Here is a 22,074-nt window from a genome sequence, read left to right on the forward strand (position 1 = left end):
CCTATTCAAGCAGTGACAGGATGCTATGCAAGCAGAAACGAACCGTATTGATGAGCTGTTGGAATGTCTGGTCTTTTTGACCCGCTTTTATGGCGTGCCCAACAGCAAGGATGCCCTGACGACCGGCCTGCCGCTGGTATCCGGCTTGCTGACACCGAACCTGTTCAGCCGCGCAGCAGAGCGGGGGGGGCTTTCAGCACGGGAAGTGATCCAGCCCCTTGCCGACATCTCATCCTTGTTGCTGCCTTGCGTATTGCAGATGCGAAACGGTGGTGCCTGCATACTGCTGGAGTGGAACGAAGACAGAACCCAGGGCAAGGTGATTTTTCCTCAGGCGGGTGATGCCGCCCAGTGGCTCGGCGTTGCCCAGCTGGGTGACGAATATCTGGGCCGGCTCTTCTTTGTCAAAAAGCAGTTCAAGTTTGATGACCGTTCTCCCAAGGTACTGGAGACCCGTGATGGTCACTGGTTCTGGAGCACGCTGTTTGAATCCCGCGGCATCTATCGGGATGTGCTGATTGCCTCCATTTTGATCAACCTGTTTGCGGTGGCCAGTCCGCTGTTCACCATGAACGTTTATGACAAAATCGTGCCCAACCTGGCGTTCGAGTCACTCTGGGTGCTGGCGGTAGGCGCCATGGTGGTGTTTACCTTTGATTTTGTGATGCGCCAGCTGCGCAGCTATTTCATTGATATTGCGGGAAAAAAATCCGATGTATTGCTGTCGGCCAAGATCTTCGCCAAGGTGATGGGCATGCGGATGGAGTCGAGACCGGCTTCCACCGGCGCTTTTGCCAAACACCTGCAAGAGTTCGAGTCCGTACGGGAGTTTTTCACCTCAGCCACTGTCTCTACCCTCATCGATCTGCCGTTTGCGGTCTTCTTCCTCTTCATTATCTGGTTGTTTGCCGGCGTCATGGTGGTCGTGCCCATCGTCGCCATGCTGATCCTGATTATTTACAGCTTCTATATTCAGGCGCCGCTCAAGCAATCCATCGAAGAGGGTTCGCGCCTCGCCTCCCAAAAGAATGCCAACCTCATCGAGAGTATTTCCGGACTGGAGACCGTCAAGATCTTCGGCGCCGAGAGCATGTTCCAGCATCGCTGGGAACAGGCTGTATCCCACATCTCTACCTGGGGCGTACAGACTCGCCGCATCACCAACTCCATGTCCTCCCTGGCCAGCTATATCCAGCAGGTGGTAACCGTGGGTCTGGTGATCGTCGGTGTCTACCAGATATCGGAAGGGTTGGTCACCATGGGGGGCATGATTGCCGCCGTCATGCTTTCCAGCCGTGCCATCGCCCCCATGGTGCAACTCTCCGTGCTCTCCACTCGTTACAACCAGGCCAAGTCCGCGCTGGAGATCCTGGAGAAAATAATGATGACGCCAGGTGAGCAGGAGGAAGGCAAGCAGTACATTCACCACCCCATCATCTCCGGGCGCATTGAATTTGATAATGTGTCGTTCAAGTATCCGGGGATGGAGACGAGCACGCTGCACAATATCAATCTGCGTATTGAGCCGGGTGAGAAGGTGGCCATCATAGGTCGGATCGGGGCGGGCAAGACCACTCTCGAGAAGATTCTTATGGGGCTGTATCGACCCACAGATGGTTCGGTCCGTCTCGACGGGTTCGAACTGGATCAGCTGCCCGCATCTGTGATCCGGCGCAACATAGGTTGTGTCCCTCAGGATGTTACCCTGTTTTTCGGCTCTGTGCGTGACAACATCATGCTGGGCAATCCGCTGGTGGACGATGCGCGTGTGCTGCGTGCGGCCAAACGGGCCGGTGTCACCAACTTTACCAACCGTGACCCTAACGGTCTGGACAGACAAATAGGGGAAGGGGGACGTCAGCTCTCCGGCGGTCAGCGTCAGGCGATCCTGCTGGCCCGTGCTTTGCTCAACGATCCCCCCATTCTGGTGATGGACGAACCCACCTCCAACATGGATAACCAGTCAGAGATGCAGGTCAAGCATGAGCTGGCACGACTGGGACCGGAAACCACCCTGATCCTCATTACTCACAAGACCTCCATGCTTGATGTCGCATCGCGGGTCATCGTCGTGGAGCAGGGGCAGATAGTGGCAGATGGACCCAAAGATGTAGTGTTGCAACAGTTGAAGGAAGGCAAGGTGCGAGTGCAGGAGGCGTCCAATGGCTAAATTTGGCCTGTTCAAGAAGTCGCCGTCCGATACAGTGCTGCCCGCACCCGAACATCTGGAGTTTGTCGATGATGGCGCCGCTGCCGTACTGCTGAGTACCCCGACCCGGGCCAGAGTATTGTTGTGGGCCTGTTTTCTGTTCTTCATGAGCGCCATCGTCTGGGCTGCTTGGGCCGAGCTGGATGAAGTGACTGTCGGGCAGGGCAAAGTCATTCCGTCCCGTCAGTTGCAGGTGATCCAGAACCTTGAAGGGGGGATCGTCAAGGAGATCTTCGTCAGGGAGGGGGACATAGTTGAAGAAGGGCAGCCGTTGCTGCGTATCGATGACACTCGTTTTCGCTCTGATTTCCGTGAACGTGAAGAAGAGCTGGTGACCCTCAAGGGCGGCATTGCCCGGCTAAGAGCCGAGATAAAGAGCGTGGTGGTCAAGACTGGGCCGAACCTGAGTTGGCGTGAGCAGGTGCTCATCGACAAACAGCCTATCGACTTTCCTGATGGTTTTGAAAATGTCTTTGCCGAATATGCTGCCCGTGAAAAGTCGGTTCAGGATGAACGACTTAATAGCCTGAATAACCAGCTCTATATACTTGGCCAGCAGATCGAGCAGAAAGAGCAGGAGCTGATCGAGCTCAATGCCAAGATAAGAACCGTCGGGCGCAGTGTTGATCTGGCCCGGCAGGAATTGAACATCAGTCGTCCCCTGGCCAAAGAAGGGATAGTCCCCCAGGTAGAGCTCATCAAGCTGGAACGCCAGGTCAACGAGATGCAGGGAGAGCTGGAGAGCAACCGGCTTATTATTCCCAAACTCAACTCTGTGCTGAGAGAAAGCATTTCCAAGCGCAACGACATTGCATTGAAGTTCCGTGCTGACTCACAGACTGAGCTCAACGAACTTCAGGGTAAATTGAGACAGTTGTCGGAAGGGCAGGTCGGGCTGCGAGACAGGGTCGACAGGACCAGCGTCATTGCGCCTCTCAAAGGCACCATCAAGAAACTCAAGATCAATACGCTGGGTGGGGTGGTGCAACCGGGTATGGATTTGATGGAAATCGTGCCGTTGGAAGACACCTTGCTGGTAGAGGCCAAGGTTTCCCCGAAAGACATCGCATTCTTGCGGCCAGGGCTTGATGCCGTGGTCAAGATCACTGCTTATGACTTCACCGTTTATGGAGGACTACATGGAAAGGTCGAACAGATAAGTGCTGACTCGATCCAGGATGAGGAGGGGAACTCCTTTTATCTGGTTCGTGTCCGCACCGAGAAGAGTTACTTGGGCGATGAGCTTAACGCACTTCCCATCATCCCCGGTATGTTAGCCAGTGCAGATATTATTACTGGTAAAAAAAGTGTCCTAGACTATTTGCTTAAGCCGATATTACGGGCGAAACAGTCGGCACTGAGAGAACGATAAGCCAACAATCTAAAAACAACATGACTGGAGATACCATGAAGAAGACGATTGTTGCCATGTTAGTAAGTGGCGCCGTGCTGTTCCCGGGCCTTACCCAGGCTCAAACGCTGGAACAGTCAGTGGCACAGTCACTGGCTACCCATCCGAAAATCAAGGAAGCTTTTGATCTCTATCAGGCACGATTGTATCAGCATGATGGAGCCAAAGGTGGTTACTACCCCACTATCGATTTGCGCGGTGGTGTCGGTTATGAAAAGACCGATAGCCCGTCCACCCGTGCCGCGGGCGCCAATAGCAATATTGACGACTCCATGACCCGTAAAGAGGCCGGGATCAGTCTGCGCCAGATGCTGTTCGACGGTTTCAATGTCAGCAGCAACGTGGCCCGGACCGATGCCGAAGCCAACGCCCAGCGTCTGGCCATGATTTCCGAGGCAGAGAACACGGCGCTGCGCGTGGCTGAGGTATACCTCAACATGTTGCGTCAGCAGGAGATCCTAGAGCTGTCCAAGCAGAATCTGGAAACCCATGAGCAGATCCGCAGCGACATCAGCAAGCGGACCGACTCTGGCCTGGGCTCGACTGCGGACCAGACCCAGATCGATGGTCGTGTTGCCCGTGCCTATGCCAACCAGGCTGCCGCCGAGAACAACTATCGCGATGCCGAGAGCGAATTCATTCGCGTCGTCAACGAGATGCCCAAGGATCTGGTACAACCGGTTCCCGATGGACAGTTCATTCCAGCCAGTCTGGATGCCGCGTTGAAAACGGCCACCGAAGTGCATCCGACCCTGCTCTCTTCCCTGCAGGATATCGAAGCGGCAAAGTATCAGCATGAAGGCTCCAAATCCGGCTTCTATCCGAACGTCACGTTCGAAGTGGATCAGAACTGGAATGAGGATATCGATGCGGTCAAGGGACGCAACGATGATCTGACTGCCATGGTTCGGATGCGTTACAACCTGTTCCGCGGTGGCTCTGATCTGGCAGAGAGCAAGGCGGCTTCATCCCTGTACTCCCAGGCTAAAGACATTCACCTGAATGCCTTCCGTCAGGTTGAAGAGGGAACGCGTCTGGCCTGGAACGCCAAAGAGTCTTTGACCAAGCAGAAGACCTTCCTCAAAGAGCACGTTGACGCCAGCTATGACACTGTACAGGCGTACAAGAAGCAGTTTGGTCTGGGTCAGCGTACCTTGCTGGACGTGTTGAACACCGAGAACGAACTGTTCGAGGCGCGCCGCAGTTACATCACGGCCGAGTATGACGCTCTGCTGGCGGATTACCGTATCCTCAACGCGACAGGCAGTTTGCTCAACGCGTTTAACGTGCAGCAGCCGGCCGACTGGCAAGCCAAACGCTAATGGAGAACGCATCAGGTTTGATGCGAGTGAAAGGGATGGTCGCAGCTGTGCTGCCACCATCCCTTGTCTCTAACGGTCTGATGCTTGGCCGGTGCAGTGACAGTCATTGGATGCCCATGGGATGAGTGTGACGGTGTGGTGGAAGGCAAGCGGTTGCAGCAGGGCGTCAGCCTCGGGGTTGGGTCTGCTTTTGCGCGCTCGCTGGCTGCGTTACTCACTGTGGTTGCTGCTGGTTTCGCTTCCGCTCCTCCTCTCTGCCAGTCAACCTTTGACACCCGAAGACCTCAAGCTGGTTCAGCGCGCAGAGGAAACCTATGGGGTCAGGGCAGGCAAGCGTGTGACAAGTTGGCGTACGCTGGTCATACAGAATCGTGCAGCCGGGCTGAATGAACGCCAGAAGCTGGAGAAGGTAAACCAGTTTTTTAATCGAATGCGTTTTCTTGATGACATCAAGTTGTGGCGCAAGAAAGATTACTGGGCTACCCCGTTGGAGTTTCTGGGGGCGGCCGGCGGTGATTGTGAAGACTTCAGCATTTCAAAATACTTCACCCTGCTGGAGCTTGGCATTCCCGATGAGAAAATGCGGATGGTATATGTCAAGGCATTGGATTATAACCAGTTTCATATGGTTGTTGCCTACTATGACACCCCTTCCTCCGAACCTGTGATTTTGGATAATTTGATCGGCTCGATCCGTCCTGCCAGCCAACGCAGGGATCTGGTGCCGATATACAGCTTTAACGGTAGTCACTTGTGGTTGATGAAGGCGCGTGGTCAAGGGGAACTGGCCGGGCAGTCGTCACGCTTGGGATTATGGACTGATTTACGCAATCGCATGACTTCCGGGCGATTGGCTCGGCCTGTGGTGAATTTGGATGATTAACCTATGACGCTCTACAGACAATTATTGGCAACCATGTTGATCCTGTTCGGCTTGTTGTTTGCAGCCACCTATTGGGTGCAGTTCAATTCGACCCGAACCTATCTGGCCCAGCAGCAGGAAACCACCGTCATCAATACCGCCACCTCGCTCGGGTTGGCGCTGACCCCGTATTTGGAAAACGGTGACAAGGTGGGAGCTGAGTCTGTCATCCAGGCCATATTCGATGGCGGCTATTATCAGTTAATCCGACTGGATCTGCTGGCGTCCAAAGATGTCATCGAGCAAGAGAACACCAGCAACATTCAGGGCGTGCCGCAATGGTTTATCGGCTTGGGGTTGTTTCCCGAAGTATCCAACGAGTCAATTCTGACATCCGGCTGGCTGCAACTGGGTAAACTGAAAGTGGTGGGCCACCCTGGACAAGCTTATTACGAGCTGTGGCGGGGGATGAGCGAACTGGCAAGCTGGTTCCTGATCGGTTTTTTAATCACCACCATTTTGCTGATGAGGGCACTGAATTATCTGCTCAAGCCACTCAAACAAATTTGCGAGCAGGCGGTGGAGATTGAACTTCACCATTTCGGTCACGCCATTCCAGAGCCCAAAACCCACGAATTGAAGCAGGTAGTGCAGGCCATCAATACCCTCTCCAGCAAGTTGGCACTGCAGTTCAAAGAGCAAGCCGATGAAGCTGAAAAACTGCGGGAGCGGGTCTATGTGGATGCAGTTTCCGGGCTGGGCAACAGAGCCTATTTTGTCGGTCAGGTCAACGCCTGGATTGCCGAGGCAGGACAAGGTGGTGTCATGCTGGTGGCGGTCGATATGCTCGATGATTTGTACCGCGAAGAGGGATTTGCCGCGCGGGACAACATGGTCAAGTCCATCGCCCAGACCTTGAAAGATCAGTTGAAGGGGTGGGATGGTGCGGCTCTGGCGCGGATCTCTGCGACTGAATATGCGCTGCTCTGTCCAACCGATGATCTGACCCAGTTGAAAGACTTGGCGGAGGTTATCAACAGCCGTATTGCCGACTTGGTCGTTAATCCGATGGGTGAAGGAGATGCCCTCTCCGTCATAGGTATTGCGGGGCGTGATGGCAATGATGATCTCTCCGCCTTGCTGACCAAAGCCGATAATGCGCTTGGCAAGGCCCGAAACGAACGCCGTGGCGCCGTGGTCATGGAAGGGGGTACAGATCAGGGAATGATGGGGCGCCTGGCTTGGCGCGATCTGGTACAAGATGCCATTTCACGGCACTTGTGGCGCTTCAAGGCGCAACCGGCCTGCCGATTCGACAATGGGGTGCGGTTGCATGCTGAATTGTTTGCCTCTATTTCGCGTGATGGAACTGACTACTTTGCGGGCCAGTTCTTGCCAGCCATCGAACAATTCAAGTTGGGGAGTGAATTTGATCAGGCGGTATTGGATGCCTGCGTTCCTTTGCTTAAACAGCAATCAGACCTGGCGCTGGCCATCAATATTACGGTAGGTTCCCTCTGCTCTGACGAGTTTCTGACCTGGCTGACGGAGTACCTGACAACCCATGCAGAGCTGAAGGATCGTTTGCTGTTTGAAATACCGGAAGCCGCCATTATGAAGCACAAGGAACATGTGACCGCGCTGGTGATTACTTTGCAGGAGCATGGATTTCAGTGGGGGGTTGACCATTATGGCCGCCACTTCCAGTCTCTGGGCTATCTGGAAGAGCTGGCTCCGGCGTATGTCAAGGTTGACCATGGTTATACCAGTCAGGTCATGGAGCCGGGGGCAGACACCTCTTTCCTGGCCGCGGTTTGTCGCGCCGCCCACAATGCGGGTGTGACTACCATCGCAACCCGTGTTGAGGATCAGCATCAGGTCGAGCTGCTTTCCAAGCTGCATATCGACGGTTATCAGGGCTTCGTACACCCTGCATTTCCCTTGCCTTGAGCAATCAATATAAACACTGAGGCCCCATAGGGGCCTTTTTTTATGCGAAATATAAATAAGCATCGAGGTTTTTAATAGCAAATTCGCTAAGGCTTTACTCGAATCCCAATTAAGTGATTGATTCAATAATATAAAAAAGACCCTTCGATTTAATGGGCTGCATTGCTCTTGGTTTGAACCAACCCTATACATTTTTGCAACGGAAGCCAGGGAGGCGGGTATCTATGGTGTAGACATCAAGATCTGTCATGTTGGAGCAATGGATATGCGCACTCAAGTAATCGACAAAACCGTGGTGGTGTCTTCTATTGAAGGCAATGTTCAAATCTTGCTGGCCGATGGAAGCAGTCGCCCATTGCAGAAAGGTGAAATTCTGCAACCCGGAGCCAAGCTCAATATTGCAGATGATGCCAAGCTGTTATTGGCTCCCTATGACGATGCTCCTACCGCCACCACGCCAGATTCCTCTGCGCCGGATGTACCTGTACCGGGACTGCAGCAAGTCCCGGACGATGGCACGGCTACCTCCCCTGAAATTGCAGCACTGCAACAATCGATCTTGCAAGGGGTCGACCCGACACAAAATTTTGAGGCTTCTGCCGCAGGTGGTGCACCTGCAGCCGGTGGTGGTGGCGGTGGCATTGGCGGGGTTGCCGGGGCCAGCGGTAATGGCGGTTTTGTCACCATTGATAGAACGGGTGATGCAACCATTGCTGCCGCCGGGTTTGACACTGCTTATCAGACTGAGCCAGTGGTGGATACAGAGCAACTTGCAGAGCCACTGCTAACCAACGAATTGAGTGATGAAGGAGAGCAGTTGACGGTTGCTGAGAGTGCGGTGCTGAATGGAAATTTGCTCACCAACACCGTCAACACTGATGGCCCTGAAGCCGCATCGGTACCGCTATTCAGTTGGGGAGACAATATCAACGTGACTGCCGGTACGAGCGTCACGATTGATGGTATCGGCAGCCTGATCGTCAACACCGATGGCAGTTTTACCTTCACGCCTGCGCCCAACTATGATGGTGCGGTTCCGCCTGTTACCTATGTGGTAACCGACGGAGTAGATACCGTGACCTCTACGTTGACCTTGACCATAGACCCGATAAATGACCTGAGTGATGGTGATGAGGCGTTCTCCATCGCAGAAGACACATCTGCCTTGGGTAACGTATTGAGTAATTCAGTGAATCCCGATGGGCCGCAGGGGGCCAGCGTAGTGAGTTATAGCTGGGGGGATGTGCTTGGTATTGCGGCAGGAACAATCACGACTCAAGAAGGGATTGGTACGCTGATTATTAACAGTGATGGCAGTTTCTCGTTTACTCCATCTCCTGATTTTTCCGGCGCTGTTCCACCGGTTAGCTATCTGGTAACCGATGGAGAAGACACAGTTACCTCAGTGCTGACCATCAATGTTACCCCTTTGGGAGACATCGACTTCAATGCGCAGGCACTGAACGTGGTGAGTACCGAGACCGACGCCGGGCTGCAGGTGCTGTTGACCAACACAGTGACCATCAGTGACAGCGATGGCTCCGAGAGCTGGACCAGTCTGGTGTACACCTTTGACAACCTGCCGGCGGGGACCACGGCGGTGGGGGGCACCCTGGTGGGTAACGTGCTGACGGTGACGGTCACCGGCGGGGCCTTGCCGGGTGCGTTTGGGCTGGTGTTCCCGGCGGACTACTCCACAGCTGGGGTGGCGGGCAGCGCGACCAACGACGGCGCGCCGATAGGCTACACAGTGGTGGCGACCACCAACGAGGGCAGTGCCAACAGCAGCGGGACTGTCACCATCAATGTGGAAGGGGACATCAGTGTCAGTGCGACCAGCCTGGTGCTGGGTGAAACGGATGCCCCGGTGGCGGTGTCGCTGGCGGCGCAGTTGAGTGTCAATGCGACGGATACGGATGGTTCGGAAGAGGTGACCGGCGTGACGGTGACCCTGAGCAATGTGCCGGAAGGTGCGGTGATGGGGGCTGGCTGGGTGGCTGGCGCGGTGGGCAGTTACAGCTGGAGCGGTGCGAGCGTGGCGGGCGTGCCGGGCTTTACCTTGCCGGCGGACTGGAGCGGGGTAGTGAATGGCAATGTGGCGGGGACCACGGACGAGGGGGGTGCTGCCAATCAGGACTTCACCGTGACGGTCACTGCCGGCCATGACATCGACTTCAATGCGCAGGCACTGAACGTGGTGAGTACCGAGACCGACGCCGGGCTGCAGGTGCTGTTGACCAACACAGTGACCATCAGTGACAGCGATGGCTCCGAGAGCTGGACCAGTCTGGTGTACACCTTTGACAACCTGCCGGCGGGGACCACGGCGGTGGGGGGCACCCTGGTGGGTAACGTGCTGACGGTGACGGTCACCGGCGGGGCCTTGCCGGGTGCGTTTGGGCTGGTGTTCCCGGCGGACTACTCCACAGCTGGGGTGGCGGGCAGCGCGACCAACGACGGCGCGCCGATAGGCTACACAGTGGTGGCGACCACCAACGAGGGCAGTGCCAACAGCAGCGGGACTGTCACCATCAATGTGGAAGGGGACATCAGTGTCAGTGCGACCAGCCTGGTGCTGGGTGAAACGGATGCCCCGGTGGCGGTGTCGCTGGCGGCGCAGTTGAGTGTCAATGCGACGGATACGGATGGTTCGGAAGAGGTGACCGGCGTGACGGTGACCCTGAGCAATGTGCCGGAAGGTGCGGTGATGGGGGCTGGCTGGGTGGCTGGCGCGGTGGGCAGTTACAGCTGGAGCGGTGCGAGCGTGGCGGGCGTGCCGGGCTTTACCTTGCCGGCGGACTGGAGCGGGGTAGTGAATGGCAATGTGGCGGGGACCACGGACGAGGGGGGTGCTGCCAATCAGGACTTCACCGTGACGGTCACTGCCGGCCATGACATCGACTTCAATGCGCAGGCACTGAACGTGGTGAGTACCGAGGCCGACGCCGGGCTGCAGGTGCTGTTGACCAACACAGTGACCATCAGTGACAGCGATGGCTCCGAGAGCTGGACCAGTCTGGTGTACACCTTTGACAACCTGCCGGCGGGGACCACGGCGGTGGGGGGCACCCTGGTGGGTAACGTGCTGACGGTGACGGTCACCGGCGGGGCCTTGCCGGGTGCGTTTGGGCTGGTGTTCCCGGCGGACTACTCCACAGCTGGGGTGGCGGGCAGCGCGACCAACGACGGCGCGCCGATAGGCTACACAGTGGTGGCGACCACCAACGAGGGCAGTGCCAACAGCAGCGGGACTGTCACCATCAATGTGGAAGGGGACATCAGTGTCAGTGCGACCAGCCTGGTGCTGGGTGAAACGGATGCCCCGGTGGCGGTGTCGCTGGCGGCGCAGTTGAGTGTCAATGCGACGGATACGGATGGTTCGGAAGAGGTGACCGGCGTGACGGTGACCCTGAGCAATGTGCCGGAAGGTGCGGTGATGGGGGCTGGCTGGGTGGCTGGCGCGGTGGGCAGTTACAGCTGGAGCGGTGCGAGCGTGGCGGGCGTGCCGGGCTTTACCTTGCCGGCGGACTGGAGCGGGGTAGTGAATGGCAATGTGGCGGGGACCACGGACGAGGGGGGTGCTGCCAATCAGGACTTCACCGTGACGGTCACTGCCGGCCATGACATCGACTTCAATGCGCAGGCACTGAACGTGGTGAGTACCGAGACCGACGCCGGGCTGCAGGTGCTGTTGACCAACACAGTGACCATCAGTGACAGCGATGGCTCCGAGAGCTGGACCAGTCTGGTGTACACCTTTGACAACCTGCCGGCGGGGACCACGGCGGTGGGGGGCACCCTGGTGGGTAACGTGCTGACGGTGACGGTCACCGGCGGGGCCTTGCCGGGTGCGTTTGGGCTGGTGTTCCCGGCGGACTACTCCACAGCTGGGGTGGCGGGCAGCGCGACCAACGACGGCGCGCCGATAGGCTACACAGTGGTGGCGACCACCAACGAGGGCAGTGCCAACAGCAGCGGGACTGTCACCATCAATGTGGAAGGGGACATCAGTGTCAGTGCGACCAGCCTGGTGCTGGGTGAAACGGATGCCCCGGTGGCGGTGTCGCTGGCGGCGCAGTTGAGTGTCAATGCGACGGATACGGATGGTTCGGAAGAGGTGACCGGCGTGACGGTGACCCTGAGCAATGTGCCGGAAGGTGCGGTGATGGGGGCTGGCTGGGTGGCTGGCGCGGTGGGCAGTTACAGCTGGAGCGGTGCGAGCGTGGCGGGCGTGCCGGGCTTTACCTTGCCGGCGGACTGGAGCGGGGTAGTGAATGGCAATGTGGCGGGGACCACGGACGAGGGGGGTGCTGCCAATCAGGACTTCACCGTGACGGTCACTGCCGGCCATGACATCGACTTCAATGCGCAGGCACTGAACGTGGTGAGTACCGAGACCGACGCCGGGCTGCAGGTGCTGTTGACCAACACAGTGACCATCAGTGACAGCGATGGCTCCGAGAGCTGGACCAGTCTGGTGTACACCTTTGACAACCTGCCGGCGGGGACCACGGCGGTGGGGGGCACCCTGGTGGGTAACGTGCTGACGGTGACGGTCACCGGCGGGGCCTTGCCGGGTGCGTTTGGGCTGGTGTTCCCGGCGGACTACTCCACAGCTGGGGTGGCGGGCAGCGCGACCAACGACGGCGCGCCGATAGGCTACACAGTGGTGGCGACCACCAACGAGGGCAGTGCCAACAGCAGCGGGACTGTCACCATCAATGTGGAAGGGGACATCAGTGTCAGTGCGACCAGCCTGGTGCTGGGTGAAACGGATGCCCCGGTGGCGGTGTCGCTGGCGGCGCAGTTGAGTGTCAATGCGACGGATACGGATGGTTCGGAAGAGGTGACCGGCGTGACGGTGACCCTGAGCAATGTGCCGGAAGGTGCGGTGATGGGGGCTGGCTGGGTGGCTGGCGCGGTGGGCAGTTACAGCTGGAGCGGTGCGAGCGTGGCGGGCGTGCCGGGCTTTACCTTGCCGGCGGACTGGAGCGGGGTAGTGAATGGCAATGTGGCGGGGACCACGGACGAGGGGGGTGCTGCCAATCAGGACTTCACCGTGACGGTCACTGCCGGCCATGACATCGACTTCAATGCGCAGGCACTGAACGTGGTGAGTACCGAGGCCGACGCCGGGCTGCAGGTGCTGTTGACCAACACAGTGACCATCAGTGACAGCGATGGCTCCGAGAGCTGGACCAGTCTGGTGTACACCTTTGACAACCTGCCGGCGGGGACCACGGCGGTGGGGGGCACCCTGGTGGGTAACGTGCTGACGGTGACGGTCACCGGCGGGGCCTTGCCGGGTGCGTTTGGGCTGGTGTTCCCGGCGGACTACTCCACAGCTGGGGTGGCGGGCAGCGCGACCAACGACGGCGCGCCGATAGGCTACACAGTGGTGGCGACCACCAACGAGGGCAGTGCCAACAGCAGCGGGACTGTCACCATCAATGTGGAAGGGGACATCAGTGTCAGTGCGACCAGCCTGGTGCTGGGTGAAACGGATGCCCCGGTGGCGGTGTCGCTGGCGGCGCAGTTGAGTGTCAATGCGACGGATACGGATGGTTCGGAAGAGGTGACCGGCGTGACGGTGACCCTGAGCAATGTGCCGGAAGGTGCGGTGATGGGGGCTGGCTGGGTGGCTGGCGCGGTGGGCAGTTACAGCTGGAGCGGTGCGAGCGTGGCGGGCGTGCCGGGCTTTACCTTGCCGGCGGACTGGAGCGGGGTAGTGAATGGCAATGTGGCGGGGACCACGGACGAGGGGGGTGCTGCCAATCAGGACTTCACCGTGACGGTCACTGCCGGCCATGACATCGACTTCAATGCGCAGGCACTGAACGTGGTGAGTACCGAGGCCGACGCCGGGCTGCAGGTGCTGTTGACCAACACAGTGACCATCAGTGACAGCGATGGCTCCGAGAGCTGGACCAGTCTGGTGTACACCTTTGACAACCTGCCGGCGGGGACCACGGCGGTGGGGGGCACCCTGGTGGGTAACGTGCTGACGGTGACGGTCACCGGCGGGGCCTTGCCGGGTGCGTTTGGGCTGGTGTTCCCGGCGGACTACTCCACAGCTGGGGTGGCGGGCAGCGCGACCAACGACGGCGCGCCGATAGGCTACACAGTGGTGGCGACCACCAACGAGGGCAGTGCCAACAGCAGCGGGACTGTCACCATCAATGTGGAAGGGGACATCAGTGTCAGTGCGACCAGCCTGGTGCTGGGTGAAACGGATGCCCCGGTGGCGGTGTCGCTGGCGGCGCAGTTGAGTGTCAATGCGACGGATACGGATGGTTCGGAAGAGGTGACCGGCGTGACGGTGACCCTGAGCAATGTGCCGGAAGGTGCGGTGATGGGGGCTGGCTGGGTGGCTGGCGCGGTGGGCAGTTACAGCTGGAGCGGTGCGAGCGTGGCGGGCGTGCCGGGCTTTACCTTGCCGGCGGACTGGAGCGGGGTAGTGAATGGCAATGTGGCGGGGACCACGGACGAGGGGGGTGCTGCCAATCAGGACTTCACCGTGACGGTCACTGCCGGCCATGACATCGACTTCAATGCGCAGGCACTGAACGTGGTGAGTACCGAGACCGACGCCGGGCTGCAGGTGCTGTTGACCAACACAGTGACCATCAGTGACAGCGATGGCTCCGAGAGCTGGACCAGTCTGGTGTACACCTTTGACAACCTGCCGGCGGGGACCACGGCGGTGGGGGGCACCCTGGTGGGTAACGTGCTGACGGTGACGGTCACCGGCGGGGCCTTGCCGGGTGCGTTTGGGCTGGTGTTCCCGGCGGACTACTCCACAGCTGGGGTGGCGGGCAGCGCGACCAACGACGGCGCGCCGATAGGCTACACAGTGGTGGCGACCACCAACGAGGGCAGTGCCAACAGCAGCGGGACTGTCACCATCAATGTGGAAGGGGACATCAGTGTCAGTGCGACCAGCCTGGTGCTGGGTGAAACGGATGCCCCGGTGGCGGTGTCGCTGGCGGCGCAGTTGAGTGTCAATGCGACGGATACGGATGGTTCGGAAGAGGTGACCGGCGTGACGGTGACCCTGAGCAATGTGCCGGAAGGTGCGGTGATGGGGGCTGGCTGGGTGGCTGGCGCGGTGGGCAGTTACAGCTGGAGCGGTGCGAGCGTGGCGGGCGTGCCGGGCTTTACCTTGCCGGCGGACTGGAGCGGGGTAGTGAATGGCAATGTGGCGGGGACCACGGACGAGGGGGGTGCTGCCAATCAGGACTTCACCGTGACGGTCACTGCCGGCCATGACATCGACTTCAATGCGCAGGCACTGAACGTGGTGAGTACCGAGACCGACGCCGGGCTGCAGGTGCTGTTGACCAACACAGTGACCATCAGTGACAGCGATGGCTCCGAGAGCTGGACCAGTCTGGTGTACACCTTTGACAACCGAGCGGGGGGGGACCACGGCGGTGGGGGGCACCCTGGTGGGTAACGTGCTGACGGTGACGGTCACCGGCGGGGCCTTGCCGGGTGCGTTTGGGCTGGTGTTCCCGGCGGACTACTCCACAGCTGGGGTGGCGGGCAGCGCGACCAACGACGGCGCGCCGATAGGCTACACAGTGGTGGCGACCACCAACGAGGGCAGTGCCAACAGCAGCGGGACTGTCACCATCAATGTGGAAGGGGACATCAGTGTCAGTGCGACCAGCCTGGTGCTGGGTGAAACGGATGCCCCGGTGGCGGTGTCGCTGGCGGCGCAGTTGAGTGTCAATGCGACGGATACGGATGGTTCGGAAGAGGTGACCGGCGTGACGGTGACCCTGAGCAATGTGCCGGAAGGTGCGGTGATGGGGGCTGGCTGGGTGGCTGGCGCGGTGGGCAGTTACAGCTGGAGCGGTGCGAGCGTGGCGGGCGTGCCGGGCTTTACCTTGCCGGCGGACGGGAGGGTGGGAGTGAATGGCAATGTGGCGGGGACCACGGACGAGGGGGGTGCTGCCAATCAGGACTTCACCGTGACGGTCACTGCCGGCCATGACATCGACTTCAATGCGCAGGCACTGAACGTGGTGAGTACCGAGGCCGACGCCGGGCTGCAGGTGCTGTTGACCAACACAGTGACCATCAGTGACAGCGATGGCTCCGAGAGCTGGACCAGTCTGGTGTACACCTTTGACAACCTGCCGGCGGGGACCACGGCGGTGGGGGGCACCCTGGTGGGTAACGTGCTGACGGTGACGGTCACCGGCGGGGCCTTGCCGGGTGCGTTTGGGCTGGTGTTCCCGGCGGACTACTCCACAGCTGGGGTGGCGGGCAGCGCGACCAACGACGGCGCGCCGATAGGCTACACAGTGGTGGCGACCACCAACGAGGGCAGTGCCAACAGCAGCGGGACTGTCACCATCAATGTGGAAGGGGACATCAGTGTCAGTGCGACCAGCCTGGTGCTGGGTGAAACGGATGCCCCGGTGGCGGTGTCGCTGGCGGCGCAGTTGAGTGTCAATGCGACGGATACGGATGGTTCGGAAGAGGTGACCGGCGTGACGGTGACCCTGAGCAATGTGCCGGAAGGTGCGGTGATGGGGGCTGGCTGGGTGGCTGGCGCGGTGGGCAGTTACAGCTGGAGCGGTGCGAGCGTGGCGGGCGTGCCGGGCTTTACCTTGCCGGCGGACTGGAGCGGGGTAGTGAATGGCAATGTGGCGGGGACCACGGACGAGGGGGGTGCTGCCAATCAGGACTTCACCGTGACGGTCACTGCCGGCCATGACATCGACTTCAATGCGCAGGCACTGAACGTGGTGAGTACCGAGGCCGACGCCGGGCTGCAGGTGCTGTTGACCAACACAGTGACCATCAGTGACAGCGATGGCTCCGAGAGCTGGACCAGTCTGGTGTACACCTTTGACAACCTGCCGGCGGGGACCACGGCGGTGGGGGGCACCCTGGTGGGTAACGTGCTGACGGTGACGGTCACCGGCGGGGCCTTGCCGGGTGCGTTTGGGCTGGTGTTCCCGGCGGACTACTCCACAGCTGGGGTGGCGGGCAGCGCGACCAACGACGGCGCGCCGATAGGCTACACAGTGGTGGCGACCACCAACGAGGGCAGTGCCAACAGCAGCGGGACTGTCACCATCAATGTGGAAGGGGACATCAGTGTCAGTGCGACCAGCCTGGTGCTGGGTGAAACGGATGCCCCGGTGGCGGTGTCGCTGGCGGCGCAGTTGAGTGTCAATGCGACGGATACGGATGGTTCGGAAGAGGTGACCGGCGTGACGGTGACCCTGAGCAATGTGCCGGAAGGTGCGGTGATGGGGGCTGGCTGGGTGGCTGGCGCGGTGGGCAGTTACAGCTGGAGCGGTGCGAGCGTGGCGGGCGTGCCGGGCTTTACCTTGCCGGCGGACTGGAGCGGGGTAGTGAATGGCAATGTGGCGGGGACCACGGACGAGGGGGGTGCTGCCAATCAGGACTTCACCGTGACGGTCACTGCCGGCCATGACATCGACTTCAATGCGCAGGCACTGAACGTGGTGAGTACCGAGACCGACGCCGGGCTGCAGGTGCTGTTGACCAACACAGTGACCATCAGTGACAGCGATGGCTCCGAGAGCTGGACCAGTCTGGTGTACACCTTTGACAACCTGCCGGCGGGGACCACGGCGGTGGGGGGCACCCTGGTGGGTAACGTGCTGACGGTGACGGTCACCGGCGGGGCCTTGCCGGGTGCGTTTGGGCTGGTGTTCCCGGCGGACTACTCCACAGCTGGGGTGGCGGGCAGCGCGACCAACGACGGCGCGCCGATAGGCTACACAGTGGTGGCGACCACCAACGAGGGCAGTGCCAACAGCAGCGGGACTGTCACCATCAATGTGGAAGGGGACATCAGTGTCAGTGCGACCAGCCTGGTGCTGGGTGAAACGGATGCCCCGGTGGCGGTGTCGCTGGCGGCGCAGTTGAGTGTCAATGCGACGGATACGGATGGTTCGGAAGAGGTGACCGGCGTGACGGTGACCCTGAGCAATGTGCCGGAAGGTGCGGTGATGGGGGCTGGCTGGGTGGCTGGCGCGGTGGGCAGTTACAGCTGGAGCGGTGCGAGCGTGGCGGGCGTGCCGGGCTTTACCTTGCCGGCGGACTGGAGCGGGGTAGTGAATGGCAATGTGGCGGGGACCACGGACGGGCGTGCTGCCAATCAGGACTTCACCGTGACGGTCACTGCCGGCCATGACATCGACTTCAATGCGCAGGCACTGAACGTGGTGAGTACCGAGACCGACGCCGGGCTGCAGGTGCTGTTGACCAACACAGTGACCATCAGTGACAGCGATGGCTCCGAGAGCTGGACCAGTCTGGTGTACACCTTTGACAACCTGCCGGCGGGGACCACGGCGGTGGGGGGCACCCTGGTGGGTAACGTGCTGACGGTGACGGTCACCGGCGGGGCCTTGCCGGGTGCGTTTGGGCTGGTGTTCCCGGCGGACTACTCCACAGCTGGGGTGGCGGGCAGCGCGACCAACGACGGCGCGCCGATAGGCTACACAGTGGTGGCGACCACCAACGAGGGCAGTGCCAACAGCAGCGGGACTGTCACCATCAATGTGGAAGGGGACATCAGTGTCAGTGCGACCAGCCTGGTGCTGGGTGAAACGGATGCCCCGGTGGCGGTGTCGCTGGCGGCGCAGTTGAGTGTCAATGCGACGGATACGGATGGTTCGGAAGAGGTGACCGGCGTGACGGTGACCCTGAGCAATGTGCCGGAAGGTGCGGTGATGGGGGCTGGCTGGGTGGCTGGCGCGGTGGGCAGTTACAGCTGGAGCGGTGCGAGCGTGGCGGGCGTGCCGGGCTTTACCTTGCCGGCGGACTGGAGCGGGGTAGTGAATGGCAATGTGGCGGGGACCACGGACGAGGGGGGTGCTGCCAATCAGGACTTCACCGTGACGGTCACTGCGACCAATGATGCCCCCATGCTGACCGTCTCTGATCTGCGTATCTCTGAAGAGGGGTTGCTTGGGGCCAATCCGGATAATTCACCCAATCCGGGCGATACCACTGACAGCACATCAGCCAATGCCACGGCAGGTGTGACGGACATCGACAGCAGTGCCTTTACCTTCACTCTCTCAGCACCATCCAGCTTGAGCTCCGGTGGGCAGCCTGTTGTGTGGAGCGGTATCGGCTCTGCGATCCTGGTTGGCTCTGTGGGTGGGAACCCGGTCATACAGGTATCTGTGGATCCGACGGGCAAATACACGGTCGACCTGCTGGGCCCCATCGATCATGAGTTTGGAGACAATCAGGAAGGGCTGGAGACATTTACGTTCAACCTGTCGGTCAGCGACGGTGATTTGAGTGATACCAAGCAGGTCAGTGTTGTCATTGAAGATGATATGCCGGTGATCACAGGTATCGAAAGCCTTGAGGTTATGAATGTGGCTACCATCACCACGGGGGGATTGTTTGGCGTCTCCTTTGGGGCTGACGGCCCTCTGGCCAGTGGTGGACTGACATTGACCGGATGGCCGGATCTGGCCGGGATCACCGAGACCTTGTCTATGGACGGGAAGACCCTGGTAGCCACTATTGATGGCAGTGGGCAACCACCCGAAGTCTTCTATACCCTGACACTCGATGAAGACAATACTTACAGCTTCAATCTTGTCACTCCGCAGCCAACCCAGACCTTCTCGATCGGTTCACAGTTCGGTGCCGGTGGGCCGGTTGAGACGATTGGGGTAACTGCTGGCGGGATTGGTGTCCTGTTCGATGGACTGCTGTTCAATGGCAGTGTCAATAACCCTCAAAATCTGCCTGGCAGCGATGCAGATAACCTTAATCCGAACAACAACGGGTTCGGGATCAAAAATGGCAACCTGGACAATAACGAAGGGTTCAAGGTATCCACCACGACGGGTGTTGATGGCCTCTCTTTCAATGTGTATGGGGTTGGCAATACCAATACCAGCACCATACAGTGGGTGGCCTATGCGGCCGATGGTGTCACCGTCATCGACTCAGGAGAGCTTGTCCTGTCAGGTCTGAATGGCTCAATGCAGCTGGCCAGCATAGAACCCGACGGCGAGTTCAGTCAGCTCTACGTGCGCTTTGTGCTGGATGGTAATGACTCGGTACGAATTGAGAACTTCGGGGTGATAGACAAGATAACGCCCCCCGATATTGAGCTCGACTTCAGCGCTACCTTGACGGACGGCGATGGCGATCAGGCCAGCGCCAACTTCACTGTATCGGTCAAGAGCAATGAGCCCCCTGTGGCGTCCAATATCCTGGTGGTGGGCAGCAACTCCTCGGATACCCCCGACAGCACGGGGACACCAGGCACAGGCGACGATCACAAGGTACCCAACTCGGATGGCAATGTGGATGGTGTTGTGGCAGGCGGTGCTGGTCACGATATTCTGGTCGGGGATGTGGGTGGCACAACCACCAATTTCATCCCGGGCCAGAGCTACAATATCGCTCTGGTTGTCGATGTGTCCGGCAGTATGGAAGGCGGACGCCTGAGCATGCTCAAGGCGTCCCTGACACATCTGGCCAATCAGCTCAAGGATCATGATGGCGAGATCAATATCACCCTGATCAGTTTTGCCACCAATGCCAGTGAACGCGTGACCATTGTAGGTCTGGATGCCAGCAATGTGATCAACTTGACCAATGCCATTGATGCCCTGGTTGCCAACGGAGGGACCAACTATGAGGCAGCTTTCAATCAGGCGGTGCAGTGGTTCAACAACGGCAGTCAGGCAGATCCCGATTATGAAAACCTGACCTTCTTCGTCACGGATGGCAATCCAACCTACTACATCAACGACAGCAATCAGGTTGCCGGCCCGGGCGATAGTACTACCTACACGGTGGTCAAGGAGTCTGTCGATGCGTTTGAGTCGCTGAGCAGCATCAGTCAGGTCAATGCCATCGGGGTGACCAACAGCGTCAATCAGGAGCTGCTCAAGTTCTTTGACAACACGACGGAAACCGGCTCGCAGTTCTACTCCGCTGGCAGCTTCCTCGATCTGGCGACCTTTGGCAGTGGAGGCAGTGGCATCAATGCAGCCTCGGGGTGGGTACGTAGCGGTGATCCACAGGGGTCCCATACTGTCACTGGAGGCTACTTGCGTATCAGGGATGACCGTACGAGTTCTGATACTGACAGAACCGTATTGGCGCTGGCCGTTGCCAATGCTATCCAGATTTCGGCGGCACAAGCTGGCGCAAGCCTGCAGTTCCAGTATGCCTTGAGTTCTGTCAATTCCAGTGACAGCTTCACCTGGAAGCTGGTAAGGCTCGATGGCGGTGCTTGGGATCTGGCCAGCCCACTACAAAGTGGCACGATCACCGGTATTGGTACATCTGGGACAACATCTTACAGCACCATCACCACTAACGGGCTTGCAGCCGGGCAATACGGCTTTGTGTTTGAGCTGCTTGATAACTCCAACAGTCGCACTGCCGAAGTGCAAATAGACAATATCCGGGTCGAGCAGGGTTTCAGTGCCCCGATAGGGGAAGCCCAGATTGTGACCAGTGCCGAGCAGTTGACGGCGGCACTGACCGAGGGTGATCAGATAACCGTGCTGCTTGGAGCTGGCAATGATGTGGTCGATGGGGGCGCAGGCAATGATATTTTGTTTGGTGATGCGCTCAATACCGATGCGCTGGCAACCCAGTTGGGCCTGACCTTGCCTGCAGGGTCCGGTTGGCTGGTATTCGAGACCCTGGAAACAAGTCATGGTTGGACCCGTGAACAGACGGTGGACTATATCCGTACCCACCTCACAGAGCTGAGTGTTGAAGGTGGTCGTAGCGGTGGTAATGACACTCTTCTGGGCGGGACTGGCAATGACATTATCTTTGGCCAGGAAGGCAATGACACCCTTGATGGTGGTGAAGGGGATGATTACCTGCATGGAGGCTCAGGCAACGACACTTTGATCGGTGGCCTGGGTGATGACATTCTGATCGGCGGCCTCGGTAGCGACACCATGACAGGGGGCGCCGGTAGCGATACCTTCAAGTGGCTTGCAGGCGATGCAGATGGCAGTACGGACAACATCACAGACTTTACCCTGGGGAATATGGCCAGTGGGGGGGATGTGCTGGATCTGTCTGATTTGCTGGTTGGGGTGCCGACTGGTGGCAGCAACGATGATTTGGCGGCGGCGTTGGACAGTTACTTGCAGTTTGATACCGCCACCAAGACGTTGACGATAGACCCTGATGGCGTGGTCGGTGGTTCCGAGCTGACGATTCAGTTCCAGAACTCCCTTGATCTTGCCTCCCTGGGTTCTAACCAGGATATCATCAAGCAACTGCTGGATGATGGTAACCTCAAGGTTGATCCGTAATCAGG

Annotated in this window: 7 protein-coding genes; all 7 read left to right on the top strand. The window is 59.2% G+C overall.

The window, feature by feature from the left end; all coding sequences use genetic code 11:
• The first annotated feature begins 25 nt into the window (after nt 1-25).
• Nucleotides 26-2,170 carry a type I secretion system permease/ATPase gene (locus tag ONZ54_RS09010; protein ID WP_005314720.1) on the top strand — a complete coding sequence of 715 codons (2,145 nt, stop codon included), beginning with the start codon at nt 26-28 and terminating at the stop codon, nt 2,168-2,170.
• Nucleotides 2,163-3,581, top strand: coding sequence for an HlyD family type I secretion periplasmic adaptor subunit (locus ONZ54_RS09015; protein ID WP_017412894.1), 1,419 nt, complete (start codon nt 2,163-2,165; stop codon nt 3,579-3,581). Before ONZ54_RS09010 ends, ONZ54_RS09015 begins: the two co-directional genes overlap by 8 nt.
• 35 nt (nt 3,582-3,616) lie before the next feature.
• On the top strand, nt 3,617-4,942 hold the full coding sequence (locus ONZ54_RS09020) for a TolC family outer membrane protein (RefSeq protein WP_005314727.1): 1,326 nt from the start codon (nt 3,617-3,619) through the stop codon (nt 4,940-4,942).
• 121 nt (nt 4,943-5,063) lie between these two features.
• Nucleotides 5,064-5,825, top strand: coding sequence for a transglutaminase-like cysteine peptidase (locus ONZ54_RS09025; protein WP_271787979.1), 762 nt, complete (start codon nt 5,064-5,066; stop codon nt 5,823-5,825).
• A 3-nt stretch (nt 5,826-5,828) separates the two neighbouring features.
• Complete coding sequence (locus tag ONZ54_RS09030) at nt 5,829-7,754, top strand: EAL domain-containing protein (protein WP_271787980.1); 1,926 nt, start codon at nt 5,829-5,831, stop codon at nt 7,752-7,754.
• A gap of 265 nt (nt 7,755-8,019) precedes the next feature.
• On the top strand, nt 8,020-15,210 hold the full coding sequence (locus tag ONZ54_RS09035; protein ID WP_271787981.1) for a retention module-containing protein: 7,191 nt from the start codon (nt 8,020-8,022) through the stop codon (nt 15,208-15,210).
• Nucleotides 15,158-22,069: a type I secretion C-terminal target domain-containing protein gene (locus ONZ54_RS09040; RefSeq protein WP_271787982.1), complete on the top strand. Its 6,912-nt coding sequence runs from the start codon at nt 15,158-15,160 to the stop codon at nt 22,067-22,069. The genes ONZ54_RS09035 and ONZ54_RS09040 overlap by 53 nt, the downstream gene beginning before the upstream one ends.
• Nucleotides 22,070-22,074 lie beyond the last annotated feature (5 nt).

The organism is Aeromonas salmonicida (genome assembly GCF_028355655.1).
In the GTDB taxonomy this organism is placed as follows: Bacteria; Pseudomonadota; Gammaproteobacteria; order Enterobacterales; family Aeromonadaceae; genus Aeromonas; species Aeromonas salmonicida.